Source organism: Flagellimonas aurea, from assembly GCF_017313785.1.
In the GTDB taxonomy this organism is placed as follows: Bacteria; Bacteroidota; Bacteroidia; order Flavobacteriales; family Flavobacteriaceae; genus Flagellimonas; species Flagellimonas aurea.
This window is the reverse complement of sequence record NZ_JAFLNL010000009.1, coordinates 61448-87086: the sequence shown is the minus strand read 5'-3', so window position 1 is coordinate 87086 and position 25639 is coordinate 61448. Positions and strand designations below refer to the sequence as shown.

The following is a 25639-nucleotide window of genomic DNA, read 5'->3' as shown; positions in this document are numbered from 1 at the left end:
CTGCTTTCACAGGAATAACAACATATGGAAAGTGTACAATCCATAAAACAACGATTTGAGCTTATCGGAAACGATGTCAAGCTCAACCGCGCAATAGAAAAAGCAATACAGGTTGCTCCTACGGATATCTCCGTTTTGGTAACAGGTGAAAGTGGTGTGGGAAAAGAATCGATTCCAAAGATCATCCACTCCCTATCGCACCGAAAACATGCCAAATACATTGCGGTAAACTGTGGCGCGATTCCCGAGGGAACCATCGACAGTGAATTATTCGGACACGAAAAAGGAGCCTTTACCGGTGCCACACAAACACGAAGCGGTTATTTTGAGGTAGCCGATGGCGGTACCATTTTCTTGGACGAGGTAGGTGAGCTTCCACTGACCACCCAAGTGCGTTTGCTCCGTGTTTTGGAAAATGGCGAATTTCTGAAGGTCGGGTCATCACAGGTTCAAAAAACCAATGTTCGAATCGTGGCAGCTACAAACGTGAACATGTTCGAGGCCATAAAAAAGGAAAAATTTAGGGAAGACCTTTATTATAGATTAAGCACGGTCGAAATAAGTTTACCGCCCCTTCGTGACAGAAGGGACGACATTCATCTGCTTTTCAGGAAATTTGCTTCCGACTTTGGTCAGAAATACAAAATGCCCACTATTCGTTTGGAGGACGATGCAGTGAACCTGCTCTTAAAATACCGTTGGCCCGGAAATATCCGTCAATTAAGAAACATTGCAGAGCAAGTTTCCGTATTGGAAGAAAACAGGAATATCTCCGCTTCAACCTTGAACAGTTATCTTCCGAATTCAACCGGCTCCAATTTACCTGCAGTTGTGGGACAGGCCAAAAAGGAAAGTGATTTTAGCAACGAGCGCGAAATACTGTACAAAGTGCTATTTGATATGAAGGGCGACCTTAACGACCTCAAAAAATTGACTTTGGAACTACTGAAGGACAACGATTCCAATAAGGTACAAAGGGAAAACGAGGGCTTGATTCGCAAAATCTATGGCAATCAAGAGCCTGAAGAAGAAATAGAGCACGAGGAAACACCTGCCGAATTGCTCCATTTGCCAGAGCCAGTTTTGGAACCATCGGCTCCTACCCAGTCCCAATTACCACCGGAAGATAGATATCATTTTGCTGAGGAAATCGAAGAAGAAGAAACCCTATCTTTACAGGAAAAGGAAATTGAATTGATCAAAAAGTCATTGGAGCGCAATAAAGGAAAAAGAAAAGCCGCAGCCGCAGAGCTCGGTATTTCGGAAAGAACGCTCTACAGAAAAATAAAGCAGTACGATCTTTAATTTATACCCAAAACAGTTACAAGTCAGAGATGAAAAAAAATGGAATTAAAATCGGATTGCTAGGATTGGTTTTCTTCTTGCAAAGTTGTGGTGCCTACAACTTTTCCGGCGCCGATATTGGTACCGCACAAAGTTTTCAGGTCAATTTTTTCCAAAACTATGCAGACCAAACCCCCGGATCGGTAATCGTGCCCGGATTGGGTAGGGATTTTACCTTGGCGCTGCAAGATATGATCAACAATCTTACGAGTCTTTCACTGACCGGGAGCAATGGAGATTTGGTTTATGAAGGCGAAATTGTGGAGTACAAAGTGGTACCAATGACTGCCACCGCCGACCAACGGACCGCTCAAAACCGATTGACCATGAGCGTAAATGTCAGGTTTTACAATACAACCAAAGAAGATGCCGACTTTGAAAGAAGATTTTCCTTCTTTTACGATTTTGATGCCGCAGCTCCCCTGCCATCCGTACAGGCTGCCGCGCACGAGGAAATTTTTGAACGACTCACCCAGGACATTTTTAATGCCTCCTTGGGAAATTGGTAAAATTTTATGAACATTTCAGATTTTATACATATTCTTCAAAATTCAAATACCATCCTATCTCCCAAACAAACGCGGGAACTGGAAGATATAATTGAAGAGTACCCCTATTTTCAGGCTGCACGGGCCTTGCACCTAAAGGGACTTAAAAATCTGGATAGTTACAAATATAACAATGCGTTAAAAGTAACGGCTGCACATACAACTGACAGGGATGTGCTTTTTGACTACATTACCTCCAAAGAATTCGTTCAAAACAATATCGCCGATGCCATTGCCGGTAGAGGCTCCAAACTCGAGGACCAGGAAGCCATTTCCGAAGAAATACAGCCGAACCCGAATACAGCAAGCATGCTTTCGGAATCCAGCGAGCCTGCCCTGCCCCAAAATTTGAACGATGCCGAACAGATTCTGGACCCAAAACTTTTCGAATCCAGAAAACCTGAAGTCAAGATTGAAAAGGTTGAGGAACCAAAAAAAGAATCCGATACCAATTTAAACTTGGGCAAACCCATTCCGTTCACCAAAAAAGAAAAGCACTCGTTTACCGAATGGCTTCAACTGACATCCACCCATGACGAACCTGTTGAGAAGCAAAACACTAATGATGACCATGGGAGCGAAAATGTGCTGGAAGAATTGGAACGAAAGAAAAAGTTTGAACTCTTGGACAAATTCATTGAGAACAATCCTAAAATAGTTCCAAAAGAATCCAACCCAAAAGTGAACATTAAAGAGTCAACCAAAATTGATAAAAACGAGTTGATGACGGAGACTTTGGCCAAGGTTTATTTAGAGCAAAAAAAGTATAAAAAGGCCATTCAAGCTTTTAAAATATTGAGTTTGAAATATCCAGAAAAAAGTGGTTTCTTTGCAGACCAAATTCAGGCGGTGAAGAAGCTGCAGAAAGAAAAAGAATAAGAAATGAGCACGTTTTCAATTTTTTTGGTACTGATAATTATCGTGTGCCTTTTGTTAATCTTGGTCATTATGGTCCAGAATCCCAAAGGTGGCGGATTATCCTCATCCTTTGGCGGAAGTGGCAACCAAGTTGTTGGTGGTGTTAAGAAAACTGGGGACTTTTTGGACAAGAGTACTTGGACGCTTGCTACCTTGTTGATTGTTTTGATCTTGCTTTCCAATGTTTCCTTAAAAGGGAACTATAGCCAAGCAGATTCCAAATTGCTTCAAGGCGACGATACCGAAATACCAGAAACGGTTCCAGAGGAAGTACCTGAACAACTTCCACCGGCCAACACTACAAGTCCAGTAGATACTATTGGATAACACAAAGTGACAAAGCATAGAAAAATGCCAGCTTAAATGACAAGCTGGCATTTTTGTTTTCCAGATTGTCAGTTTTTGTGCATTGGCACAATTTCTGCCTCTTATCTTCAAGAATTTTTAAAACAAACACCTAAAAATTAAAAATATGGCTAAAATTAACATCAAACCATTGGCAGACAGGGTTTTAATCGAGCCGCTACAGGCCGAGACAAAAACTGCCTCCGGTATCATCATCCCGGACAACGCGAAAGAGAAACCACAAAAAGGAACTGTTGTGGCCGTTGGACCTGGAACCAAGGACGAAAAAGTAACCGTAAAAGTAGGCGACACCGTTCTTTATGGAAAATATGCCGGTACAGAACTTAAGTTCGATGGCACCGACTATTTGATGATGCGCGAAAGCGATATTTTGGCAATTGTATAATTAAAATCAACTAAAAAGAAATGGCAAAAGATATTAAGTTTGACATAGATGCACGTGACGGACTGAAAAGAGGCGTTGACAAATTGGCCGAGGCTGTAAAAGTGACCTTGGGACCAAAAGGTAGAAACGTTATCATCAGCAAATCCTTTGGAGCACCACAAGTAACCAAAGATGGTGTATCTGTAGCAAAAGAAATCGAATTGGAAGACGCCCTTGAGGACATGGGTGCACAAATGGTAAAGGAAGTTGCTTCCAAAACCAATGACCAAGCCGGTGACGGTACAACAACCGCAACTGTATTGGCTCAGGCCATCGTAAAAGAAGGTCTTAAAAACGTAGCTGCCGGAGCAAATCCAATGGATTTGAAACGCGGTATCGACAAAGCCGTTGAAGCTTTGGTGGCCGACCTGGAAAAACAAGCCAAAAAAGTTGGTAACGACTCCGACAAGATCAAGCAAGTAGCTTCCATCTCTGCAAACAACGATGAAGCTATCGGTGACCTTATCGCCACTGCTTTCACCAAAGTAGGCAAAGAGGGTGTGATCACTGTTGAAGAAGCTAAAGGAACCGATACGTACGTTGACGTGGTTGAAGGTATGCAGTTTGACAGAGGATACCTTTCTCCATACTTTGTTACCGACACGGACAAAATGATTGCCGATTTGGAGAATCCTTACATTCTTCTTTTCGACAAGAAAATCTCTAATCTACAGGAAATCCTTCCTATCCTCGAGCCAGTGGCACAATCCGGAAGACCTCTTTTGATCATTGCCGAAGATGTAGAAGGCCAAGCCTTGGCAACATTGGTAGTGAACAAATTGAGAGGTGGCCTTAAGATTGCCGCAGTAAAAGCTCCAGGTTTTGGTGACAGAAGAAAAGCCATGCTGGAAGACATCGCCATCTTGACAGGTGGTACCGTAATCTCTGAAGAAAGAGGATTCTCTTTGGAAAACGCTTCTTTGGACATGTTGGGTACTGCTGAGACAGTGACCATCGATAAGGACAACACTACAATCGTGAACGGTAGCGGCAACGCTTCCGACATCAAAGCGAGAGTAAACCAGATAAAAGCTCAAATCGAGACCACCACATCTGATTACGATAAGGAAAAACTTCAGGAACGTTTGGCCAAATTGGCCGGTGGTGTTGCCGTACTTTATGTAGGGGCAGCTTCCGAAGTGGAAATGAAAGAGAAGAAAGACCGTGTGGACGATGCCTTGCACGCTACCCGTGCCGCTGTAGAAGAAGGTATTGTTGCCGGTGGTGGTGTTGCCTTGGTAAGGGCCAAAAAGGTTCTTGAAAAATTGGCGACCGACTCTTTGGACGAAACTACAGGTGTACAGATAGTGGCCAAGGCCATCGAGTCACCATTGCGTACCATTGTAGAGAACGCAGGTGGCGAAGGCTCCGTAGTAATTGCCAAAGTACTTGAAGGCAAAAAAGACTTCGGTTACGATGCCAAGTCAGACCAATATGTGGATATGCTTAAAGCAGGGATTATCGATCCCAAGAAAGTGACCCGTATTGCTCTGGAAAATGCAGCATCCGTTGCCGGAATGATCTTGACCACCGAGTGTGCATTGACGGACATCAAAGAAGATGCACCTTCAATGCCTCCAATGGGAGGTGGCGGAATGCCGGGCATGATGTAATAGTATCTTATTCGGATATAAATAGGAACGCCCCGATTTGCATCGGGGCGTTTTCTTTTCTCTTAAGTTGTACGGTTCTCCGTGAGAACCAAAAACCACAAGTTACTTCTTCTTACCAGTAGCTTGGGCAGTCTTCTTTGCAGCTGGTTTTACAGCTTTTGCAGGAGATGACTTTCCGTTTGACTTTGCTTGTTTCATCAGTCAATAATTTAAAAACTGAAGTAAATGTATTTCAGATTTGAATCCGTAGATTTTATTTGGCTAAATATTAACTAAAATAAAAATTAGTCAAGTGTCCCAACCACACTACCGCAGCTAAGCATGGCATCTCCATAATACGGATTCCGTATTTCCTGCTCCAAACTGAGCCAATTGGCGCCCTTGTTGTTATCCGCCATGGGGCAATGTTGCACATACAGTTTTTGATCCAAACCTTGCATTTGTTGTCCGATTTGGATCATGTTTTGGGAAAGCTGGATAAAAATCCCACGTTGATCCCCCAATGTACTTTTTGAAGCCATTTCTGCCAGTTGTTCTGCCAATTGGGACATGTGGCTACTGCCCATATCATCCATTGGCATACCACTGATGTCCGAAGCAATCCCTGCTCCTTTTTGTGCCAATGCTTGCGTTTGTTCATTGTTCGATGCTACCAAGGCATCCTTTAGGTCCAGATATACCTCCAGCAAACCGCCAAACTTGTCCTGTACCGCTTCTGAAAATTGCATTTTCATGGTTCCGCCCATTTTTGAATGGCCTTCGTGGTCCATGGCCATGGTTTCACCATCTTGGTTCATCATGGATTTTTTACCCTGCAATTGTGCTGCGGCATCCACGGTAAAAGTTCCCTTGGCAACGACCAGTTCCCCCGGTTCCAATCCCAAGTTGATCGCATAGCTTCCATTGCTCAAATTTCCCAGTTCCACCTCCCTCATTTCAAAAATCGAAGTTGAAGGATCCGGCTGTACATACACCAAAGAGCGTTGACCTGTCCATAAAACCGCACTCTCGGGAATGGTCAAAACCTCATCCTTTTCATTTTTGGACATTTCAATCTTGGCCTGCACGAACATTCCGGGCTTTAGCAACCCTTTTTCATTATCAAGTTCGGCGCGAACCTCCAGGGTCCTGGTCCTGTTGTTCAATAGGGGAGAAACAAAAGAAACTGTCGCGGGAAATGTTTCATCCGGGTAAGATCTTGTCGTGATTTCCAAGGTTTGACCCTTTTCAAAAAGGCCCAATTGACTTTCATAAGCATCAAAAATGGCCCAAACAGAGCCCAAATTGGCCACTTTCACCAAAGGTGAACCTGTTTTGATATAATCCCCTTCCTCCACCATTATTTTTGAAACCACTCCCCTGACGTTGGAATATATCGGGAAATTTTCAACAACGTTGCCTGAATTCTCTATTTGGTCAATTTGTGATCCCGACAACTTCCACAGCTTTAATTTATTGCGGACCGCCTTGTACAATTGGGGCTGGGTTTCCTTCAATTTGGCCGCGGTCAGCAATTCTTGCTGTGCCGAAACCAAGGCCGGTGCATAAATAGTGGCCAGCTTCTGGCCCTTGCGCACCTCTTCCCCTTCAAAATTCACGAAGATGTTTTCTATCCTACCATCAAAGTAGGCCGATTGGACCGCGTCGGATTCTTGGTTAACGGCGATCTTGCCCGAAACCTTGACACTGCCTTCCCCTTCAGTTTGGGAACCAACCTGAATGGTTTCCACCCCCGCGAGCACCATAGCATTCTGGGTCATTTTGATTTGATTGGCCATGAGTCCTTCTTCGCTACTTTCCGCGGGAATAAGGTCCATACCACAAATGGGACAAGATCCTGGCTCCGGCTGCATGATCTGTGGATGCATGGAACAGGTCCACATTTCGCTCGAAGTAGATTCAGTGCTGTGATCATGTTCGTCCATTGCAGTGCTGCTTTCACTGCCCCCAAATATGAGATAGCCGACCAATAATCCGACTACCACAGCAATTCCGATATAAATGATATTTTCCTTTTTCATTTTTTTATTTTTTACGTTTAACGATTTTCCGCATCGTTGGCGAAGAGGTAAACCAGAGCAAAAATCCGCTCAGTACAGTGATCAATCCCATAAGGGAAAAGGCCCGAAGGACAGTTGTATTAAAATCGTCCCTGCCCTCATAATCCATAGTGTGGGTCATCCACAAAAAATCGAACCATCTCCAGTTTCGATGTCGTACGGTTTGAAAAGAACCGTCGGCAAGGGAAACATAGGCCTTTATATTCTCGGGGGAATCATAAGAAATCACGTAAGCGGGCAACTTTCGTCCTCGATATTCATGATGCTTATCGGTTTCCTTGATGACCTCCACATTTTTCACTTTTAAACTCGGCGCCATCTCACGTGCTGCAACCGCTAAGGCCTCTTGTTCCGAAATGTTGTTTTTTAGGCTTCCATCCCTCGCATCCACCAAAAATTCATGGTTTATCCAGTAGTAGGGTTTTCCTGCTATTTCCTTTAGGCTCAACGAACTTATTTTACCCGGTATATTGATTTCTGAACTTCCGATGAGACCATCAAAGGCAACAGGTTCATGATCCATATTCCTGAAATGGTCTCCGTGGATTTCATCAATATCGGTCCAACTGAAATAAAGGCCACTGGCCGTCCACATAATGAATTGTATTCCCAAAAACAGTCCCAAATACCTGTGGGCCTTTCTAATTTTAATCGCTGTTTTTCGTTTTACCATTTTTGTATTAGTCGATTGATTTAGTTCGTAGTCGTAATGCATTGGCAATCACCGATACGGAGCTAAAGCTCATGGCGAGGGCCGCGATCATGGGTGAGAGCAATATCCCAAAAAACGGATAGAGCACCCCTGCCGCTACCGGCACTCCGATGGTGTTGTAGATCAATGCAAAAAATAGGTTTTGTTTTATGTTTTTCATGACGACTTCACTAAGGTTCCTTGCCTTAACGATGCCGTGCAAATCACCTTTTACCAAAGTAATCATAGCGCTTTCAATGGCCACATCGGTACCGGTGCCCATGGCAATACCCAAATCGCTTTTGGCCAATGCCGGGGCATCGTTGATTCCGTCTCCTGCCATGGCAACCACTTTTCCTTCGCCTTGCAAACGTTCCACTTCCTTCATTTTATCCTCTGGCAAAGCTTCTGCCTTAAAATCATCCAAATGAAGTTCTCCCGCCACCGCCTTGGCTGTATTGGCGTTGTCACCTGTAAGCATGATTACAGAAATTCCCCTGTCCTGAATAGCTTTGATGGCTTTGGCACTGGTTTCCTTTATTTTATCTCCAATGGCCACAAAGCCATGACATTTCCCATCGATGGCCAAATAGGAAACCGTTTTTCCTTTTTCTTGGGATTTTTTCACCTTTTCCTTTATCGAATCAGAGATTTCGACATTGGCCTTTTCCATTAATTTAATGTTGCCCAAATGGACTTCGGAACCATTGATTTTACCTTCCACCCCCATACCGGTTACGGCATTGAAAGAATCAGTTTTTAGAATCTTTACATCTTGTTCCTTGCCATAATTCACCGTCGCCTGTGCCAATGGATGTTCGCTATTGGCATTTACCGAAACAACGTATTGCAACAAATCTCTATCTGAATAATCATCCGAAAAGGCTTCCAAATGGTCAAAGGTGGGTTTACCTTCGGTAATGGTTCCCGTTTTATCGATGATCAAGGTGTCCACATCGGCCATTTTCTCCAAAGCTTCCGCATTTTTGATCAGCACACCGTTTTGAGCTCCTTTGCCCACCCCGACCATTACGGACATTGGTGTGGCGAGACCCAGTGCACAAGGACAAGCGATAATCAAAACTGCAATGGCATTGATCAATGCATAGACATAAGCGGGCTGTGGACCCCAAATGGCCCAAACCGCGAAGGTAATTATGGAAATAATCACCACAATGGGCACAAAATAGGCCGATACCTTATCTGCCAAATTCTGAATGGGCGCCCGGCTTCGGCTAGCTTGGTTCACCATATCAATGATTTGTGAGAGCAACGTATCACTGCCCACCTTTTCGGCCTTCATCAAAAAAGTTTGATTTCCATTAATGGTGCCGCTGCTCACTTTGTCATCCACTGCTTTTTCAACAGGGATGGGTTCCCCTGTGATCATGGACTCGTCAACAGAGGTTTCGCCCTCGGTAATGATACCATCAACAGGAATCTTTTCGCCAGGTTTTACTCTAAGAATATCCCCCTTTTCGATATCATCAATACTGACCTCAACTTCTTCCCCATCAACCACTTTGATGGCTTTGTTGGGTGCCAGCTTCAATAATTCCTTTACGGCATTATTGGTCTTACTATGGGCTCTGGCTTCCAGCAATTGTCCCAAAAGCACTAGCGTTAGGATAACCGTGGCCGCCTCAAAATAGACGTGTACGGCACCAGATTCGGTCTTGAACTGTTCCGGGAAAAATCCGGGAAACAACAATCCAAGGACACTGAACAGAAATGCCACACCAGCCCCAATACCAATTAAGGTGAACATGTTCAAGTTCCATGTTCTGATACTTCGATAGGCCCTTTCAAAAAACATCCAAGTGACATAAAAAACTACGGTGAGCGATAATCCAAACTGTACCCAGTTCCAATATCTTGGTTCCATTATTTTGTACAATGGATTATTGGGTATCATCTCGCTCATGGCAATAAGGAAAATGGGCAAGGTAAACGCAAGGGCGATCCAAAACTTTTTGAGCAGTTTTTTATACGTCTTTTCCTCCGCACTGGCTTCTGGTTCCTTTGGCACCAGATCCATTCCACATTTTGGACAGGAACCTGGTCCATCTTGAACCACTTCGGGGTGCATGGGACAGGTCCATTGTTGTTTGGAACTGGTAGCTGAATTTTGTTCCTCTACCAAATCCATTCCGCAAACCGGGCAATCACCTGGTTTATCGTAGGTTTTATCCCCTTCACATTGCATAGGGCAATAAAAGGTGCCATTTCCGTTCGAAACGGTTTTCTTTTCTTTTTTCTTGGGTGGATGGTGGTGGCCTTGAGCATGGATGCTATAGCCTCCTCCATCGTTCTTTAATGCTTCCTCAAAAGTTTCAATGGGGATATGCTCCTCCATCTGGATTACGGCCTCGGCCTTTTCCAAACTGACTTCAACCCCGGTAACCCCGTCAACTTTTGATAGGGTCTCCTCTACATGGCTTCTACAGCCATTGCAGCTCATTCCGTGTATGTGATAGGTATGTTTCATCTTTTTGTTTTTTATTCAAAACTAGCTGAATACCAGTCGGAAGCTTTTTACAATTCTGGGTTTCTTTTATACAATTTGGTCCAATGGTCTCCTGTTCCACTCTTGCAATTTCTTATAATCGCTCATCGACATCCCCGTTACCGATTTAAACTGTTTGGCCAAATGACTGCTGCTTTTATAATCTAAATCGTAGGCAATTTCGGAGAAGGTTTTGTTTCCCATTTGGATTTCTTCTTTTACCTTTTCCATTTTGAGCAGGATAAAATATTTTTCAATGGTCAAGCCCTCCTTCGCACTGAACATTTTACTAAGCGCCGAATACTCCTTGCCCAGTTTTTTGGCCAAGTATTCCGACAGATTCTGATCGGAACGGTCATCCAAAGCATGGATCAAGTGTTTCTTGATGTCAACGATGTATGTTTGATCGACATCCTCGATCAATTCAAATCCGTTCTTGGTCAAAATCTCCCGAATACGTGCTATTTGGCCAATGGCAGAATCCTTGAATTCAACCTCTCCCAAGTCAATTTGTACCACCTCAATGCCAACATCCCGAAATTCATTTTTCAGAACGCCTTTACATCTTTCACATACCATATTTTTTACCTTGATACGCATAGTGGTACAATTTGAAATTAGTTATGGGTATGCCCGTCGGCCATATGTTCCTCGTTCAACACATAGGTCATACCGCAAACTGGGCATTTTCCTTCCTCATCACTGCCACTGCCTTCACAATGCATGGGACAAACATATTTGGAAGTATACTCTTTGCCTTCCATTTTGGCAGTTTCCATGCCTTCCATATCATGATTTTCATGATCCATTTTCTCCATATCGTGACCTTCATGCTCCATGGTTTCTTCCGTAGAAGTTTCTTTGGCTTCCTCCGTTTTTCCCTTGCACGATACGGTAAGCACCAATACTGATGCAAATGCGATTCCGATGATTGTTCTGATGTTTGTTCTCATTTTTGATAAATTAAATTTACTTGTTAATTAAATAATTGATGATGGCAGATTGTATATAATATAACTGCACTGATTGTATTTGACTGGTCTGAAATTTTAATTGCAGCTCCTGAACATCGAGCACATCATTGAAATTGATGGTTCCGGTTTCATAACTCTTGATCAAAATTTCTTCTGCATCCTTCGCTTGTTCCAGATTCTTTGCTTGGGTACGGTATGCGATACGTGCTTGGTTCCGTTGCGAAATGGCACTGGCATAGGCATTTTCCAAAACATTCAATCGCTCCTCTTTTTGGAATTCAATCTCCTTTTGACGGAGCTCGTTCTGCCTGGTAACGGATTTGAACTTGTTGTTGAAAATAGGAATGGAAAAAGTGACCATGGGCATTACAATATCCTTCCCGTTATCGCTCATAGCCATGTCTTCACGTTCGGAAACAGGAATATAGTCCAAGCCTATCCCAAAACTTGGTGCATTTTCCTTTTGGTTGAGCACTTCGGATTGCGTTACGGATTCATACAATTGGTCATACTTGAGCAACTCCGGGTTGAGGCTCAAATCATCCTTGTTCAAAATAGTATCATCTTCAGGAATTTCCATTTCTTCCACGACCTCCACCGCAATACGTTCCTCACGATTCAGCAAATTGTTGAATACGGCCTGCTCTGACAAGTAGGATTGTTCCAAAACTTCATTTTGCTGTTGTAATTCATTTTGACGGATTTGAAGTTTTAAGATATCCACGGCAGAAGCTTTTCCTACTTCTACCGAAGTGAGCGCCAAGGTTTCGTAAGTTTTCAACAGTTCAATGTTTTCCTGAAGCACTTTTTGCTTGGCCTGAATCCCGTATAAATTATAGTAGGATTGTGCCAAGGACAACGCCAGTTTCCGTTTGGCGATGACAATTTCAGCATACTCTGTCTCTGCCATGGAACTTGCGTAGTTCTCCCGCGCCGTGATGGTACCGAACCAGGGCAACATCTGTGAGACCGAAAACCGAGCTCTTTGTGCTCCCGTTCTGGTTTCTGGTTCGCTCACAAAATATCCCGCGGCAACCGTTGTGTTGGGCAAGGTGTTCACTTCGTTCACCTTTTCTTTTGCAATGTTGTAGCGCAGTTCCAAGGCCTGAATCATGGGGCTGTTCTGTTCCGCTTCTTGCAGATAGCTTTCCAACGATTGGGCCTTTGTCCCAAAGCTTGCGAGTACAAACATTATATAAATGAATCTTTTTTTCATTGGTTTTGCATTTTAAGTTGCAACTCACTTTTCCAACTGAACAGCACCGGCACTACAAAGAGTGTAATCAAAGCGATTAGCATTCCACCAAAACTTGGAATGGCCATCGGAATCATAATATCGCTTCCCCTACCTGTACTGGTGAGCACGGGCAAGAGTGCCAAAATGGTAGTCGCGGTGGTCATCAAACAAGGTCTTATTCGCTTTTCTCCCGCTTCCAATACCGAAGCACGAATCTGTTTCAAGTTGTCCGGTTTGTTCTTGTCAAAAGTTTGGGTAAGGTAGGTAGCCATGACCACCCCATCATCCGTAGCAATTCCGAATAGGGCAATAAATCCGACCCAGACGGCCACACTCAGGTTAATGGTGTGCATTTGGAAGAGGTCCCGAAGGTTCTCGCCCATAAAACTAAAGTTGAGGAACCAGTCCTGACCGTAGAACCAAATCATTAAAAACCCACCTGCAAAGGCTACCAAAATCCCTGAAAATACCATCATAGAGGTAGCAACGGACTTGAATTGGAAGTACAAAATCAAGAATATGATCAACAACGCCATCGGAACCACTACGGACAAGGTCTTTTTCGCCCTTAATTGGTTTTCGTAAGTGCCCGTGAATCGGTAACTGATGCCTTGGGGCACCACCAATTCGCCGCTGTCTATCTTTTCCAGAATCTTGGCCTGGGCATTTTCCACCACATCTACTTCAGCGTAGCCATCGAGCTTATCAAAAAGTACATAGCCTACCAAAAAGGTATCTTCACTTTTAATGGCCTGCGGACCTTGTTCATAACGGATGGTGACCAATTCACTCAAAGGAACAGGGCTTCCTTTTTGCACAGGAACATAAATGTTTTTCAAATCGGTTGGATTTTCACGGAGTTCCCTTGGGTATCGCACACGAACGCCATATCGCTCCCTTCCTTCCACGGTTTGTGTCAATTGCATCCCGCCAAGGGCCACCTCCAAAATCTGCTGCACATCCTCTATCACCAAACCATATCGGACCAATTTTTCACGGTCTATATCGATAAGGAGGTAGGGCTTACCAACGATTCGGTCAGCAAAAACGGCCTCGTTCTTCACCCCGGCCGCTTCTTTTAATATGGGCTCCAGTTGAAGGCCAAAATTTTCGATTTCCTTTAAATCTTGACCCTTCACTTTAATGCCCATTGGGGCCCTCATCCCTGTTTGCAACATCACCAAACGCGTCTCAATAGGCTGTAGTTTAGGAGCTGAAGTGACTCCTGGTAATTTGGTGACCCTCACAATTTCATTCCAAATATCATCTGGACTTTCTATTTCCGGTCGCCAGTTTCTAAAGTATTCTCCATCACTGTCTGGAATTAATAAGTTCCTGTCGATTCGCAAGGGTTCACTTACATGGTTCTCTTTATAATTTTGCTCATTGCTCACTTCCAAATTGGGGTTGGCAAGCACTTTTCCGTTGCTCAGCTCAAAATAACCATCGTCATTTACTTTAAAACGTTGTGGGCTTCCTGCTTCATTTTTTTGATATTCCGAGCGGTACTGAATAATGTTCTCGTACATGGAAAGTGGTGCAGGGTCCAAAGCGGATTCCGTTCTTCCCGCTTTTCCCACCACCGTTTGAATCTCTGGAATGGTAGCTACGGCCATATCCAACTGCTGTACCACCCGTTTATTTTCTTCCACCCCGGCATGCGGCAGGGAAGTCGGCATCAACAAAAAGGAACCTTCATTGAGGGAGGGCATAAACTCTTGGCCCGTGTTTCGCATAATCATAAATCCGAATACCACAATCACCGTGGGAATGGAAAGAAATAGCAATTTATGTTCCAAGGCCCATGTTAAAATACGGCTATAGTATTGTCGGAACAGGTAAAACCCACCAAGCAAAACACCGCAGATCAATCCCACAAAAATCAGGTTGATGGCAATGCTACGATCAAAACCGAGAGGCCTCCAATAGGTGGCCAACAAAAAGGCGATAGTGGCAACGCAGATACCCACATTGAGCATACTATTTTGTTTCCCATCCAAAGTTTGACGGAGTTTTAAGATTCCCGAAACACCAAAGGCAATCAAGGCCAAGCCCAACCAATAGCCAAAACCAATGGCAACCAGTCCCGAGGCAATTAAAATGCCGTTCCAGACATAAGTAATAGTGGGCTTTCGGTTTTTCTTTTTGAATATGATGGCCGCAAACGGTGGAATGAGGAACAGCGCCACAATAATAGAGGCTGTCAACGCCATGGTCTTTGTAAAGGCCAGCGGCCGGAAAAGTTTTCCTTCTGCCCCCACCATGGTAAACACGGGTATAAAACTGATGATGGTGGTCAGTACAGCCGTAAGAATTGCCCCAGAAACCTCGGCAGTGGCATTGTACACCACTTCATTTATAGGTAGATTGTTATCGTTTTCATCCATGTGCCGGATAATGTTCTCGGAGAGGATTACCCCTACATCGACCATAGTCCCAATGGCAATGGCGATACCCGAAAGTGCGACGATATTGGCATCCACGTTGAACATTTTCATGGCGATGAACACCATGAGTACCGCAATCGGCAACAGTCCTGAAATCAAAACGGAGGCCCTAAGATTGAACACCATGACCACAATGACCAAAATGGTTATCAATATTTCCAGAGTCAGGGCTTCGTTGAGTGTTCCAAGTGTTTCTTGGATGAGTTCTGTTCTATCGTAAAAAGGAACGATGGTGAGTTGAGAAGTGGTTCCATCTTTCAATTCCTTGGAGGGAAGTCCTGCACTCAACTCGTTTATTTTCTCCTTCACATTGTTGATGACCTCCAACGGATTGGCGCCGTATCTAGCCACGACCACCCCACCGACCACTTCGGCACCTTCCTTGTCCAAAATACCACGGCGCACGGCAGGCCCCAAGGATACGTGTGCCACATCTTTAATTCTGATGGAGGTGTAATCCGTTGCCGTAACTACGGCATTTTTTATGTCGTCCAAGGATTTGATGTATCCCAATCCACGAACCAAGTATTCGGCCTTGTTGATTTCCAATGTCTGTGCACCAATGTCCCGGTTGCTCTGTTTAACGGCCTTGACCACTTGGTCCAACCCCACATTGTACTGTTTCATCAATTCGGGGTCTACATCTACTTGGTATTCCTGCACAAACCCGCCAATGGAAGCAACTTCGGAAACACCTGATGCAGATGACAGTGCATATTTCACATAGTAATCCTGAACGCTTCGCAGTTCTTGCAAGTCCCATCCTCCGGTTACATTGCCATCCTTATCCCGACCTTCCAAAGTGTACCAAAAAATCTGTCCCAAGGCTGTCGCATCAGGTCCCAAAGCAGGGTTTACCCCATCGGGCAATAAATTGTTGGGCAACGAATTGAGTTTTTCCAGAATTCGGCTACGGCTCCAGTAGAACTCGACATCCTCTTCAAAAATGATGTAGATGCTGGAAAACCCGAACATGGAAGAACTCCGAATGGTCTTAACTCCAGGAATACCAAGCAAAGAAGTCGTTAATGGATACGTAATCTGATCTTCGATATCCTGTGGGGAACGGCCCGGCCATTTGGTAAAAACAATCTGTTGGTTTTCCCCAATATCCGGAATGGCATCCACGGCAACGGGATTGCTGGGCAAGATACCGGTATCCCAATTAAAGGGAGTGCTCACAATGCCCCAAGCCATAAAAAATAGCAGGAGCAATATGGCTACCAGTTTATTCTCTATTAAAAATTTAATGCTTTTATTGAGCATAAGGGTTTGATTTAAACATTAGATCGATACAAAAAATGCGTATAAACGCAACTGCCCAACCAAATTGGCCGGGTACATTCAATCAATGCTTAAATCAAATAAGGAAAGTCTGATCCAGAACCTGGACGTCCCGTATCAATGGTGGAGGGTTGTACTCCCTGAACGAACTTGGCTCTTCGGAATCAATTTCGAAAAGCTGAAAATAGGATTGGACAAAACTTATCAAAAAGACTTGTTGGTCCAAATCAAACTTCTCGAAAGAAATTTTTAGGTCATCTTGACCTTGAACGGTGAAAGATTCATCATTACAACAGGATTTTTCCATCTCCATGTCCATATTCATTCCACAATCATCGGCATGGGCAAAAAAGGAAATATCCATCACACGGCCCATACAAATATGCTTGTCCACCGTCCACGAAACCGTAGAGGCCAAGACCAAAAGGGCCATTAATGAGGATACTATTTGATGAAAAATCTGTTTCATTCGACAACAAAACTACAAAATATTAACATTTATTGTTTTGCTTAACAGAACTTTATCTGTTTTTGACCTGTAAGTTCACTTTCTTTTGTCGTACAAATCCGCTATTCAATACATTTGCAAAAAAAAATGTCATGCTAAAATCATTGGAGCCCAAAGTGCTCGATATCGTAAAGGATGGGAACAAATCCGTGGATGACCGTTTGGGCGAAATCTGTGAACTTTTGCGCAGCAACGTAGCTCATTACGATTGGGTAGGGTTCTATTTTAAAAATGGTGACAAAGAAGAATTGAAACTGGGCCCCTACGCAGGTGCTCCCACCGATCACACCATCATTCCTTTTGGCAAGGGCATTTGTGGGCAGGTAGCCGTGAGCAATCAGAACTTTGTGGTACCCGATGTTGCCGCTCAGGACAACTACATCGCCTGTAGCATTACCGTTAAAGCTGAAATTGTTGTCCCTCTATTTGTGAACGGGGAAAATGTGGGCCAAATCGATATCGATTCCAACACTCCAGACCCATTTACCGAGGAAGACGAGCGCTTTTTGGAATTCATCAATGCCGAAGTCGCCAAAATTCTGTAAAACTTCTGATATTTTGTTGATAAACCGTTCTGATTTTTAGATTCAAAAAAAGTACTTTTGTGCGCTTAATAAATTGATTCTAAGACAGAGAAGATGACTGCTAAAAAAGCCTCCGCTGCATTAATTTCCGTATTTCATAAAGATGGTCTGGAACCCATCGTTAAAAAATTGGATGAACTTGGGGTAACTCTTTATTCTACAGGAGGAACCGAAAAATTTATCCACGATTTGGGTATCGATGTGGTACCCGTTGAGGACGTGACCAGCTACCCATCCATATTGGGCGGTCGTGTAAAAACATTGCACCCGAAGGTTTTTGGAGGAATTTTGAACAGACAGGACAACGAAAGTGATGTGTCCCAAATGAAGGAGTTCGATATTCCGCAGTTGGACATTGTGATCGTGGATCTCTATCCCTTTGAAAAAACCGTTGCCAGTGGCGCTTCGGAACAAGATATAATCGAGAAAATCGATATTGGTGGTATTTCCCTGATCAGGGCGGCCGCCAAAAACTTCAAGGATGTACTTTGCGTATCGTCCATGGAGGATTACGAAGACTTTTTGAACGTAATTACCGCAGGAAACGGCACCACGACCTTGGAAGACCGCAAACGTTTTGCCACCAAGGCCTTCAATATTTCATCACATTACGATACGGCCATTTTCAACTATTTCAACCAGGAGAAAGAAGAAACCGTATTGAAAATCAGCGAAACCAAAGGTCAGGTGTTGCGTTATGGGGAAAACCCGCACCAAAAAGGATTCTTCTTTGGTGATTTTGATGCCATGTTCACCAAGTTGCACGGGAAAGAGCTATCTTACAACAACCTTTTGGATGTGGATGCCGCCGTAAACTTGATGGGAGAATTCAAAAATGATGACCCAACCTTTGCCATCTTAAAACATAACAATGCCTGTGGATTGGCCACGCGAAGCACCATCAAACAAGCCTACGTGGATGCCCTGGCGGGAGATCCAGTTTCTGCCTTTGGCGGTATTTTGATTTCCAATGTTGAAATTGACAAACCAACGGCTGAGGAAATCCACAATTTATTCTGCGAAGTGGTAATCGCTCCCAGTTATTCCGATGAAGCTTTGGAAATTTTGAAGGGCAAGAAAAACAGAATCATTTTGATTCAAAACAAAATTGAATTGCCAGAAACTTTGGTCAGGACTTGCTTGAACGGCGTTCTGGTTCAGGATAAGGATTCCAAAACCGATTCCAAAGAGGACCTGAACCCAGTAACGGACAAGAAACCGACCCCACAAGAAATCGAGGATTTGATTTTTGCCTCCAAATTGTGCAAGCATACCAAAAGTAACACCATTGTTTTGGCCAAGAACAAACAATTGTGCGCCAGTGGAACGGGACAGACTTCACGTGTTGATGCACTGAACCAAGCCATACACAAAGCCCAATCTTTCAATTTTGATTTGGAAGGTGCCGTGATGGCGAGTGATGCCTTCTTCCCATTCCCTGATTGTGTGGAGATTGCGGACAAAGCGGGCATTAAAAGTGTGATACAACCAGGAGGCTCCATCAAGGATCAATTGAGCATAGATTATTGCAACGAAAATGGATTGGCGATGGTGATGACAGGTACTCGACATTTTAAACATTAATTTTAGTACTTTAGCCGATAATTTTTACCGTTAATCCGAAAAACAGACGATTTTTATGGGATTTTTTGATTTCATGACCGAGGAAATTGCGATTGACCTTGGTACTGCAAATACCCTGATCATCCACTTGGACAAAGTGGTTGTAGACAGTCCTTCCATTGTGGCAAGGGACCGTGTATCGGGTAAAATAATCGCGGTAGGCCGCGAAGCCAATATGATGCAGGGGAAAACCCATGAAAACATCAAAACCATACGACCGTTGAAGGACGGGGTTATCGCCGATTTTGATGCATCGGAAAAGATGATCAGCATGTTCATCAAAAACATTCCGGCGCTCAAGAAAAAATGGTTTCCGCCCGCGCTTCGAATGGTCATCTGTATTCCTTCGGGCATTACCGAAGTGGAAATGCGTGCGGTACGTGAATCTGCGGAACGCGTAAACGGTAAAGAAGTTTATTTGATTCATGAGCCTATGGCTGCTGCCATCGGTATCGGTCTGGACATTATGCAACCGAAGGGGAACATGATTGTGGACATAGGTGGTGGTACCACGGAAATTGCGGTCATCGCATTGGGTGGTATCGTTTGTGACAAGTCCGTGAAAATTGCGGGCGACGTATTCACGAACGACATTATTTATTATATGCGTACCCAGCACAACTTGTATGTGGGCGAAAGTACGGCCGAGGCCATCAAAATCGAGATCGGTTCAGCTACGGAAGACTTAAAATCCCCACCAGAGGATAAATCCATTCAAGGACGCGATCTTTTGACTGGAAAACCAAAACAGGTACAGGTTTCTTACCGGGAAATCGCAAAGGCTTTGGACAAAAGTATTTTAAGGGTCGAGGATGCGGTAATGGAAACCTTATCGCAAACACCACCGGAACTTGCCGCCGATATCTACAACACAGGTATTTATTTGGCAGGTGGTGGGTCCATGCTCCGAGGCCTGGACAGAAGGCTTTCCCAAAAAACCGATCTGCCCGTTTACATTGCCGAAGATCCTTTGAGAGCTGTTGTTCGAGGTACGGGAATTGCACTTAAAAACTTGGAACGCTATAAAAGTATTTTAATAAAATAGCGCTGTAATCTTTACAGTTCTATTACCTTCAAGGAGTTGAAAAACCTTCTTAACGATACGATTGCATGCAACGCATCATCAATTTTGTTTTACGCTATCGAAATGCATTTTTGTATGTGTTTTTTGCGTTTATTTCTTTGGTGATGACGATTCGGTCCCATTCGTACCATCAATCCAAATTCTTTAATTCATCCCGTTGGGTCTCCGGTAGTATTTATGGTGCCGGTTCCGATGTTTCCTCTTATTTTGACTTGCAAGAGGAGAACAAAAGATTGGTCGAGGAGAATCAGCGATTGCGCAGAATTCTTTTCAACACAGAATATGATAGCATTGAACCTTTGGATTCCACTTTGGCCGTTTATCAAGTATTGAATGCCCGTCTTATAAAAAATAGTTTTACCTCGCCTCGAAATTATGTTTTAATTGACAAGGGAGAGAAAGACGGGGTGCATCAAGATATGGGGGTAATCACTACCGACGGTATTTTGGGAATTGTGGAAAACGTGTCGAATAATTTTGCGACGGTGCAAAGTGTGCTCAACACCAAATCCAACATCAACGCAAAAATAAAGGGCACCGAATATTTTGGTTCGTTGGTATGGGATACAAAAGATTATTCCGTGGTGCAACTGATAGATATTCCCAGACTGGTCCCTTTGGTTGTTGGAGATACCATTGTTACCGGGGGAATGTCCAGCATTTTTCCGGAAAACGTTCCCATAGGTGTTATCAAGAAATATGATCTTAACGATTCCAAAAGTTTCTACAATATTGACGTGGAGCTATTCTCCGACATGGCCAACATTAAAAATGTGTACCTGATCGAGAACATTGACAGAGAGGAAATACAGGAACTTGAAGCCAGAACCATAGAATGAGCAATACCGTTTTCATAAATGTTCTCAGGTTTGTGTTGTTGGTCATCACACAGGTGCTCATATTCAATAATCTCAATTTTCTGGGTTTCATCAACCCTATGGTTTATGTAATCTTCTTTTACTGGTATCCCATTAAAAGGAATCGTGCCATTTTTATGCTTACGGCTTTTCTATTGGGATTGGTCATCGATGTTTTCTCGGACAGCCTTGCATTGAACGCCTTGGCATCGGTCACCATTGCTTATGCAAGACCTGCCATCATGCGATTTTGCTTTGGCGTGAACTATGATTTTCAAAATTTCAGTTTCAAGAACACGACCAAGTTGCAGCGAATTACCTTTATGGCGCTTCTTATTTTTATTCATCATCTCATATTCTTTTCGTTTGAAATTTTAAGTATCGCCCATATCCTGTTAATTTTGAAAAAAGTTTTTGCCACAGGAACGGTAACTTTAATACTTTGTGTATTATTCAGTTCACTTTTTAGTCCAAAGAGCGAATAAAAACGTAGCTTTTATCGTTGGGTTATATGTGCAACTCAAGAATTTAGGTCTATCATGAAAAAATTATTGCTTTCATCCGTCATTGTACTTATAGGCTTCACCTTTATAGGAAGGCTTTCCTATTTGCAATTGTTCCGGTTTTCGCCAGATCAAATATTGGATGATCCTGCAATAAAAAAAGTGTACGATTACCCAGAAAGAGGCTATATCTATGATCGCGATGGAAAACTTTTGGTCGGAAACCAACCTGCATACGATGTCATGGTAATCCCCCGGGAAGTAAAGCCATTGGACACTTTGGAATTTTGTGGTCTTTTGGGCATTGAGAAGGAGGAGTTCCTTTCCAAAATGGAAAAAGCAAGAGTATATTCCCCAAGGTTACCCTCTGTTTTGGTGCCCCAGCTTTCCAAGGAAGATTATGCCAAACTTCAAGAAAAAATGCGCCACTACAATGGCTTTTATATTCAAAAACGTTCCCTGCGTTACTACAACACCAAAAGTGCCGCAAATGTGCTTGGATACATCAGCGAAGTGAACGAGTGGGACCTTAAGAACAACCCCTACTATGTTGCAGGCGAACTAAAAGGTAGAACGGGTATTGAGCAACAGTATGAGGAAATTTTAAGGGGTCAAAAAGGGGTAAAACATATTCAAAAAGATCGTTTCAACAGAGATATAGGCCCTTATAAGGATGGAAAACTGGACACCTTGCCACAACAAGGCAAAGAAATCCATATTACACTGGATAAAACCCTGCAAGAGTATGGCGAAAAGTTGATGCACGGTAAACGTGGTGGCATCGTTGCCATTGAACCAAAGTCGGGAGAAATTTTGGCAATGATATCCGGTCCAACTTATGACCCTGCACTATTGGTTGGCAGGGAGCGTTCCAAGAATTATAGCAAACTGCATTACGATACCATATCCAAACCCACATGGGATCGTTCTATTTTAGCTCAACCCTCTCCTGGATCACCTTTTAAAACCCTAAACGCACTAGTAGCCCTTCAAGAAGGAGTAATAAATGAGGACACCAATTTCAGGTGTTACCATGGTTTTTATGTAGGCAATACACTTAGGGGTTGCCACTGTGGAGGCGGTATTAGGGATTTAAACTCTGGGATATATCAATCCTGTAACGCCTATTTTGCAGGTGTTTTCCGTAAAATCTTTGACAAGTACAACACTACCGACCAAGGCATGAATGTTTGGGAAAAGCACATGAAGAGTTTTGGCTTGGGCGGTTATTTGGGTACAGACCTTCCAACGGGAGCTCCAGGAAGAATTCCAGATGTCGCTTATTACGACAAATGGTATGGGGATGGCAGATGGGCTGCCTCCACCATCATATCCAACTCTATCGGTCAAGGGGAAATCGCAGCTACCCCATTGCAGTTGGCCAACATGACCGCGGCGATTGCCAATAGAGGTTATTTTTATACGCCCCATATCATAAAGAGCATCGGTAACAATGGAAAAATAGACCCTAAGTACACCGAACCTAATTACACCACCATAGACAGAAAACACTTTGACCCTGTGATCGAGGGAATGGCCAACGTCTATGAATATGGAACTGCTCGATGGGTAAAAATTCCAGGTATCGATATTGCCGGGAAAACCGGAACTGTTGAAAATTATATCCGAATTGATGGTGAACGGATGCAATTGACGGACCACTCCGTTTTTGTAGCCTTTGCTCCTGTTGAGAATCCTCAGATAGCATTGGCAGTTTATATTGAAAATGGGTATTATGGTTCTCGATATGCTGGGCATATTGCCTCCCTATTGATCGAAAAATACATAAAAGGGGAAATTACAAGGACGGACCTGGAAAAACGCATGTTGGAAAAAACTTTGGAACACGAGTATGCCAAACCCTATAGCGGCGAACCTTTCAAGATAAACGAGTATGTCTGGTAGAGGCCCGTTTGGCAGATTGGATTGGATCAGTGTAATCCTCTATGCGCTTTTGGTTTTTATAGGGTGGCTCAACATTTACTCAACTTCGGTAGGAGATGCGGACACATCAATTTTTGATTTCTCGACCCTTTATGGAAAGCAACTCTTTTTTATGGGTGTGGCTTTTTTGGGAATCATATTCGTGCTTTTTGTTGAATCGACCTTTTTTGAACGATTTTCTTCAATTTTCTATGTGGTCTCCATAATTCTCTTGTTAGGATTATTTGTTTTCGGAAAAACAATAGCTGGAGCCACATCATGGTACGATCTTGGTTTTTTTAACCTGCAGCCTTCGGAACTGGCCAAGGTTACCACTTCGTTGGCATTAGCTAAGTTTTTAAGCGATATACAAACGGATATACGAACAGGAAAGCATCAAATTTATGCCTTGATAATTATTCTGTTGCCCGCTATTTTGATTTTACCACAGCCCGACCCTGGGAGTTCGTTGATATATTTTTCGTTGTTCTTTGTACTTTTTAGAGAAGGCTTCCCTATTTATTATTTGGGAATTTTGATCTTCGCCGTCGTCTTGTTCGCCACTACCTTGATGTTCGGAACTGTCTGGGTCTCCATTGGATTGATTATTCTCACCCTATTGGTCTATACCTTCAAAAAGGCTTCGGTTAAGATTCCTTTACTTCCCGTACTGGGTGTAATTGTGGTTTCCATTCTGTTTTCCCTGTCCGTAAATTTTGTTTTCGAGAACGTTTTTGAACAGCGTCACCGAGACCGATTTGCACTGTGGTTGAGCTTGGAAAAGGATGAGGATAAATTGGACGAAATACGCAAGACCATTGGTTACAACACCTATCAATCTGAAAAAGCAATTGAATCCGGTGGATTTACAGGTAAAGGATTCCTTGAAGGCACCCGGACCAAGGGTGATTTTGTACCTGAACAGCATACCGATTACATATTTAGTTCCGTTGGCGAAGAGTGGGGCTTTTTGGGCACTGCCACTGTAATTTTATTGTTCTCCCTGTTCTTTTTACGGTTGATATATATAGCAGAGCGCCAGAAGAGCGATTTTAGCCGAATGTACGGCTATGGAGTAATTTCGATTTTGGTATTCCACTACTTTATCAATATAGGAATGGTGATCGGACTGTTGCCTACTATTGGAGTGCCCCTGCCGTTTTTTAGTTATGGTGGTTCCGGTTTGATTTTCTTCACGATGCTATTATTTATTTTCCTGAAACTGGACTCCAATCGCTTGAAGGACGGTATCTAGAATTTCCAGCCTTCGGCATCCACTTTTGACTCGATTCGCGACTGCCACGCATCAGGCTGTTTTTCAAAAAAATCGATTCCGGTCCTTTTCTCGACCTCATCCACGGAAACCAAAAAATCCTGTAATGGCTTTTGACTTTCTTCCGCTGGAATCAAAAAAGCAAGAACCTTTGTATTGTCCCCGGAACCTTTCATCACAATTTTATAATATGCTCGGGGCACATCCACATCTTCATCCCCTATTTGTGGCAAGCCTTCTTCCAAAACACCTCCGGTGACCACAAAGAGTTCTCCTTCCTTTTTGCACCAATAACGCACTTGCTGTTCCAAACGGTTCCAGATTCCGGCATTGAAATCTTTGTTCTGGGGGCTAATATTACTGGTATAAAAGGTTTCGTTATAGGCTTGTTCCGAGAACCGGCGGTCGCCTGCCGGGAGCAAATGTCCCCTATCATACCCCGAACCTCTGTAATTTCGCCAATCGGCCGACTTAGTGGATACCTTTGGGTCCTCGATAAAATATGGTCGCTCCCTATCATCATACGTTAGGTGCTCTTGCTTGAGCGTATATGCCACCCACTCCGCTTGCTCATGTGGTTCGCTATAGGATAAAGTATAGAAACTATGTTCCACAATTTCACCTGTGGTAGACCTTGGCAACAAATTGGCTTCGACAGCATTGGTTTCCGGCCCATTGGGTTTGGAATAGGTTGCTGGCGTATAAAAGTTTTCGAACAGCCAAAAGCCTACAATGCAAACAAACATCAACACCGCGTAAAGGGTTCTATTCTTCATCAAATAAATTTGATCGGGTTTAAGGGCCAAATTTTGCAAATAAATACATCCTAAAAAAATAAAACTTCTTTGATCATATTTTTCTATTTATGTCAA

22 protein-coding genes are annotated in these 25639 nt (G+C 43.4%); 13 read left to right on the top strand and 9 right to left on the bottom strand.

Annotated elements, in window-relative coordinates:
* The first annotated feature begins 24 nt into the window (after window positions 1-24).
* The 6 genes from J0656_RS15165 to groL all read left to right on the top strand — a co-directional run bounded on the left by J0656_RS15165 (window position 25) and on the right by groL (window position 5213).
* On the top strand, window positions 25-1305 hold the full coding sequence (locus J0656_RS15165; protein ID WP_207035379.1) for a sigma-54 interaction domain-containing protein: 1281 nt from the start codon (window positions 25-27) through the stop codon (window positions 1303-1305).
* Window positions 1306-1334: 29 nt separating this feature from the next.
* On the top strand, window positions 1335-1853 hold the full coding sequence (locus J0656_RS15160) for an LptE family protein (protein WP_207035377.1): 519 nt from the start codon (window positions 1335-1337) through the stop codon (window positions 1851-1853).
* A 6-nt stretch (window positions 1854-1859) separates the two neighbouring features.
* Window positions 1860-2771, top strand: a complete 912-nt coding sequence (locus J0656_RS15155; RefSeq protein WP_207035375.1) for a DUF8458 domain-containing protein — start codon at window positions 1860-1862, stop codon at window positions 2769-2771.
* A gap of 3 nt (window positions 2772-2774) precedes the next feature.
* On the top strand, window positions 2775-3137 hold the full coding sequence (gene secG / locus J0656_RS15150) for a preprotein translocase subunit SecG (RefSeq protein ID WP_207035372.1): 363 nt from the start codon (window positions 2775-2777) through the stop codon (window positions 3135-3137).
* A gap of 145 nt (window positions 3138-3282) precedes the next feature.
* Window positions 3283-3561, top strand: a complete 279-nt coding sequence (locus J0656_RS15145) for a co-chaperone GroES (RefSeq protein WP_108246930.1) — start codon at window positions 3283-3285, stop codon at window positions 3559-3561.
* Between the two features lie 20 nt (window positions 3562-3581).
* On the top strand, window positions 3582-5213 hold the full coding sequence (gene groL / locus J0656_RS15140; RefSeq protein ID WP_207035370.1) for a chaperonin GroEL: 1632 nt from the start codon (window positions 3582-3584) through the stop codon (window positions 5211-5213).
* A 284-nt stretch (window positions 5214-5497) separates the two neighbouring features.
* Here the strand turns inward: groL and J0656_RS15135 are convergent, their stop codons facing one another.
* The 8 genes from J0656_RS15135 to J0656_RS15100 form a co-directional block, all read right to left on the bottom strand.
* Complete coding sequence (locus J0656_RS15135) at window positions 5498-7234, bottom strand: efflux RND transporter periplasmic adaptor subunit (protein ID WP_207035368.1); 1737 nt, start codon at window positions 7232-7234, stop codon at window positions 5498-5500.
* A 4-nt stretch (window positions 7235-7238) separates the two neighbouring features.
* Complete coding sequence (locus tag J0656_RS15130; RefSeq protein WP_207035365.1) at window positions 7239-7946, bottom strand: PepSY domain-containing protein; 708 nt, start codon at window positions 7944-7946, stop codon at window positions 7239-7241.
* 7 nt (window positions 7947-7953) lie between these two features.
* On the bottom strand, window positions 7954-10452 hold the full coding sequence (locus tag J0656_RS15125) for a heavy metal translocating P-type ATPase (protein ID WP_207035364.1): 2499 nt from the start codon (window positions 10450-10452) through the stop codon (window positions 7954-7956).
* A 66-nt stretch (window positions 10453-10518) separates the two neighbouring features.
* Complete coding sequence (locus tag J0656_RS15120) at window positions 10519-11070, bottom strand: helix-turn-helix domain-containing protein (RefSeq protein WP_207035362.1); 552 nt, start codon at window positions 11068-11070, stop codon at window positions 10519-10521.
* 17 nt (window positions 11071-11087) lie between these two features.
* Entirely contained in the window at window positions 11088-11423 is a 336-nt protein-coding gene (locus J0656_RS15115; RefSeq protein ID WP_207035360.1) for a heavy metal-binding domain-containing protein, read from the bottom strand.
* A gap of 16 nt (window positions 11424-11439) precedes the next feature.
* The gene (locus J0656_RS15110; RefSeq protein ID WP_207035358.1) at window positions 11440-12660 is read right to left on the bottom strand and encodes a TolC family protein; all 1221 of its coding nucleotides are present in this window, start codon (window positions 12658-12660) and stop codon (window positions 11440-11442) included.
* On the bottom strand, window positions 12657-16394 hold the full coding sequence (locus tag J0656_RS15105; RefSeq protein WP_207035356.1) for an efflux RND transporter permease subunit: 3738 nt from the start codon (window positions 16392-16394) through the stop codon (window positions 12657-12659). The genes J0656_RS15110 and J0656_RS15105 overlap by 4 nt, the downstream gene beginning before the upstream one ends.
* A 94-nt stretch (window positions 16395-16488) precedes the next feature.
* Complete coding sequence (locus J0656_RS15100; protein ID WP_225605389.1) at window positions 16489-16881, bottom strand: HYC_CC_PP family protein; 393 nt, start codon at window positions 16879-16881, stop codon at window positions 16489-16491.
* A gap of 131 nt (window positions 16882-17012) precedes the next feature.
* Here J0656_RS15100 and J0656_RS15095 point away from each other — a divergent pair, with 131 nt between their 5' ends.
* The 7 genes from J0656_RS15095 (at window position 17013) to rodA (ending at window position 24749) form a co-directional block, all read left to right on the top strand.
* Window positions 17013-17465: an XrtF-associated fRMsr-like GAF protein gene (locus J0656_RS15095; RefSeq protein WP_207035354.1), complete on the top strand. Its 453-nt coding sequence runs from the start codon at window positions 17013-17015 to the stop codon at window positions 17463-17465.
* 93 nt (window positions 17466-17558) lie between these two features.
* Window positions 17559-19088, top strand: coding sequence for a bifunctional phosphoribosylaminoimidazolecarboxamide formyltransferase/IMP cyclohydrolase (purH, locus tag J0656_RS15090; RefSeq protein ID WP_207035352.1), 1530 nt, complete (start codon window positions 17559-17561; stop codon window positions 19086-19088).
* Window positions 19089-19143: 55 nt separating this feature from the next.
* A complete protein-coding gene (locus J0656_RS15085) occupies window positions 19144-20172 on the top strand; it encodes a rod shape-determining protein (RefSeq protein ID WP_127138234.1) in 1029 nt (342 codons plus the stop codon).
* 65 nt (window positions 20173-20237) lie between these two features.
* Window positions 20238-21050 carry a rod shape-determining protein MreC gene (gene mreC / locus J0656_RS15080; protein ID WP_207035350.1) on the top strand — a complete coding sequence of 271 codons (813 nt, stop codon included), beginning with the start codon at window positions 20238-20240 and terminating at the stop codon, window positions 21048-21050.
* Entirely contained in the window at window positions 21047-21553 is a 507-nt protein-coding gene (locus tag J0656_RS15075; RefSeq protein ID WP_207035348.1) for a rod shape-determining protein MreD, read from the top strand. The genes mreC and J0656_RS15075 overlap by 4 nt, the downstream gene beginning before the upstream one ends.
* Before the next feature lie 54 nt (window positions 21554-21607).
* Complete coding sequence (locus J0656_RS15070; protein ID WP_207035346.1) at window positions 21608-23476, top strand: peptidoglycan D,D-transpeptidase FtsI family protein; 1869 nt, start codon at window positions 21608-21610, stop codon at window positions 23474-23476.
* Window positions 23466-24749: a rod shape-determining protein RodA gene (gene rodA, locus J0656_RS15065; protein WP_207035344.1), complete on the top strand. Its 1284-nt coding sequence runs from the start codon at window positions 23466-23468 to the stop codon at window positions 24747-24749. The genes J0656_RS15070 and rodA overlap by 11 nt, the downstream gene beginning before the upstream one ends.
* Here rodA and J0656_RS15060 read toward each other — a convergent pair.
* The gene (locus J0656_RS15060) at window positions 24746-25543 is read right to left on the bottom strand and encodes a DNA/RNA non-specific endonuclease (protein ID WP_207035342.1); all 798 of its coding nucleotides are present in this window, start codon (window positions 25541-25543) and stop codon (window positions 24746-24748) included. The two genes, rodA and J0656_RS15060, sit on opposite strands and share 4 nt — an antisense overlap.
* Window positions 25544-25639: the final 96 nt, after the last annotated feature.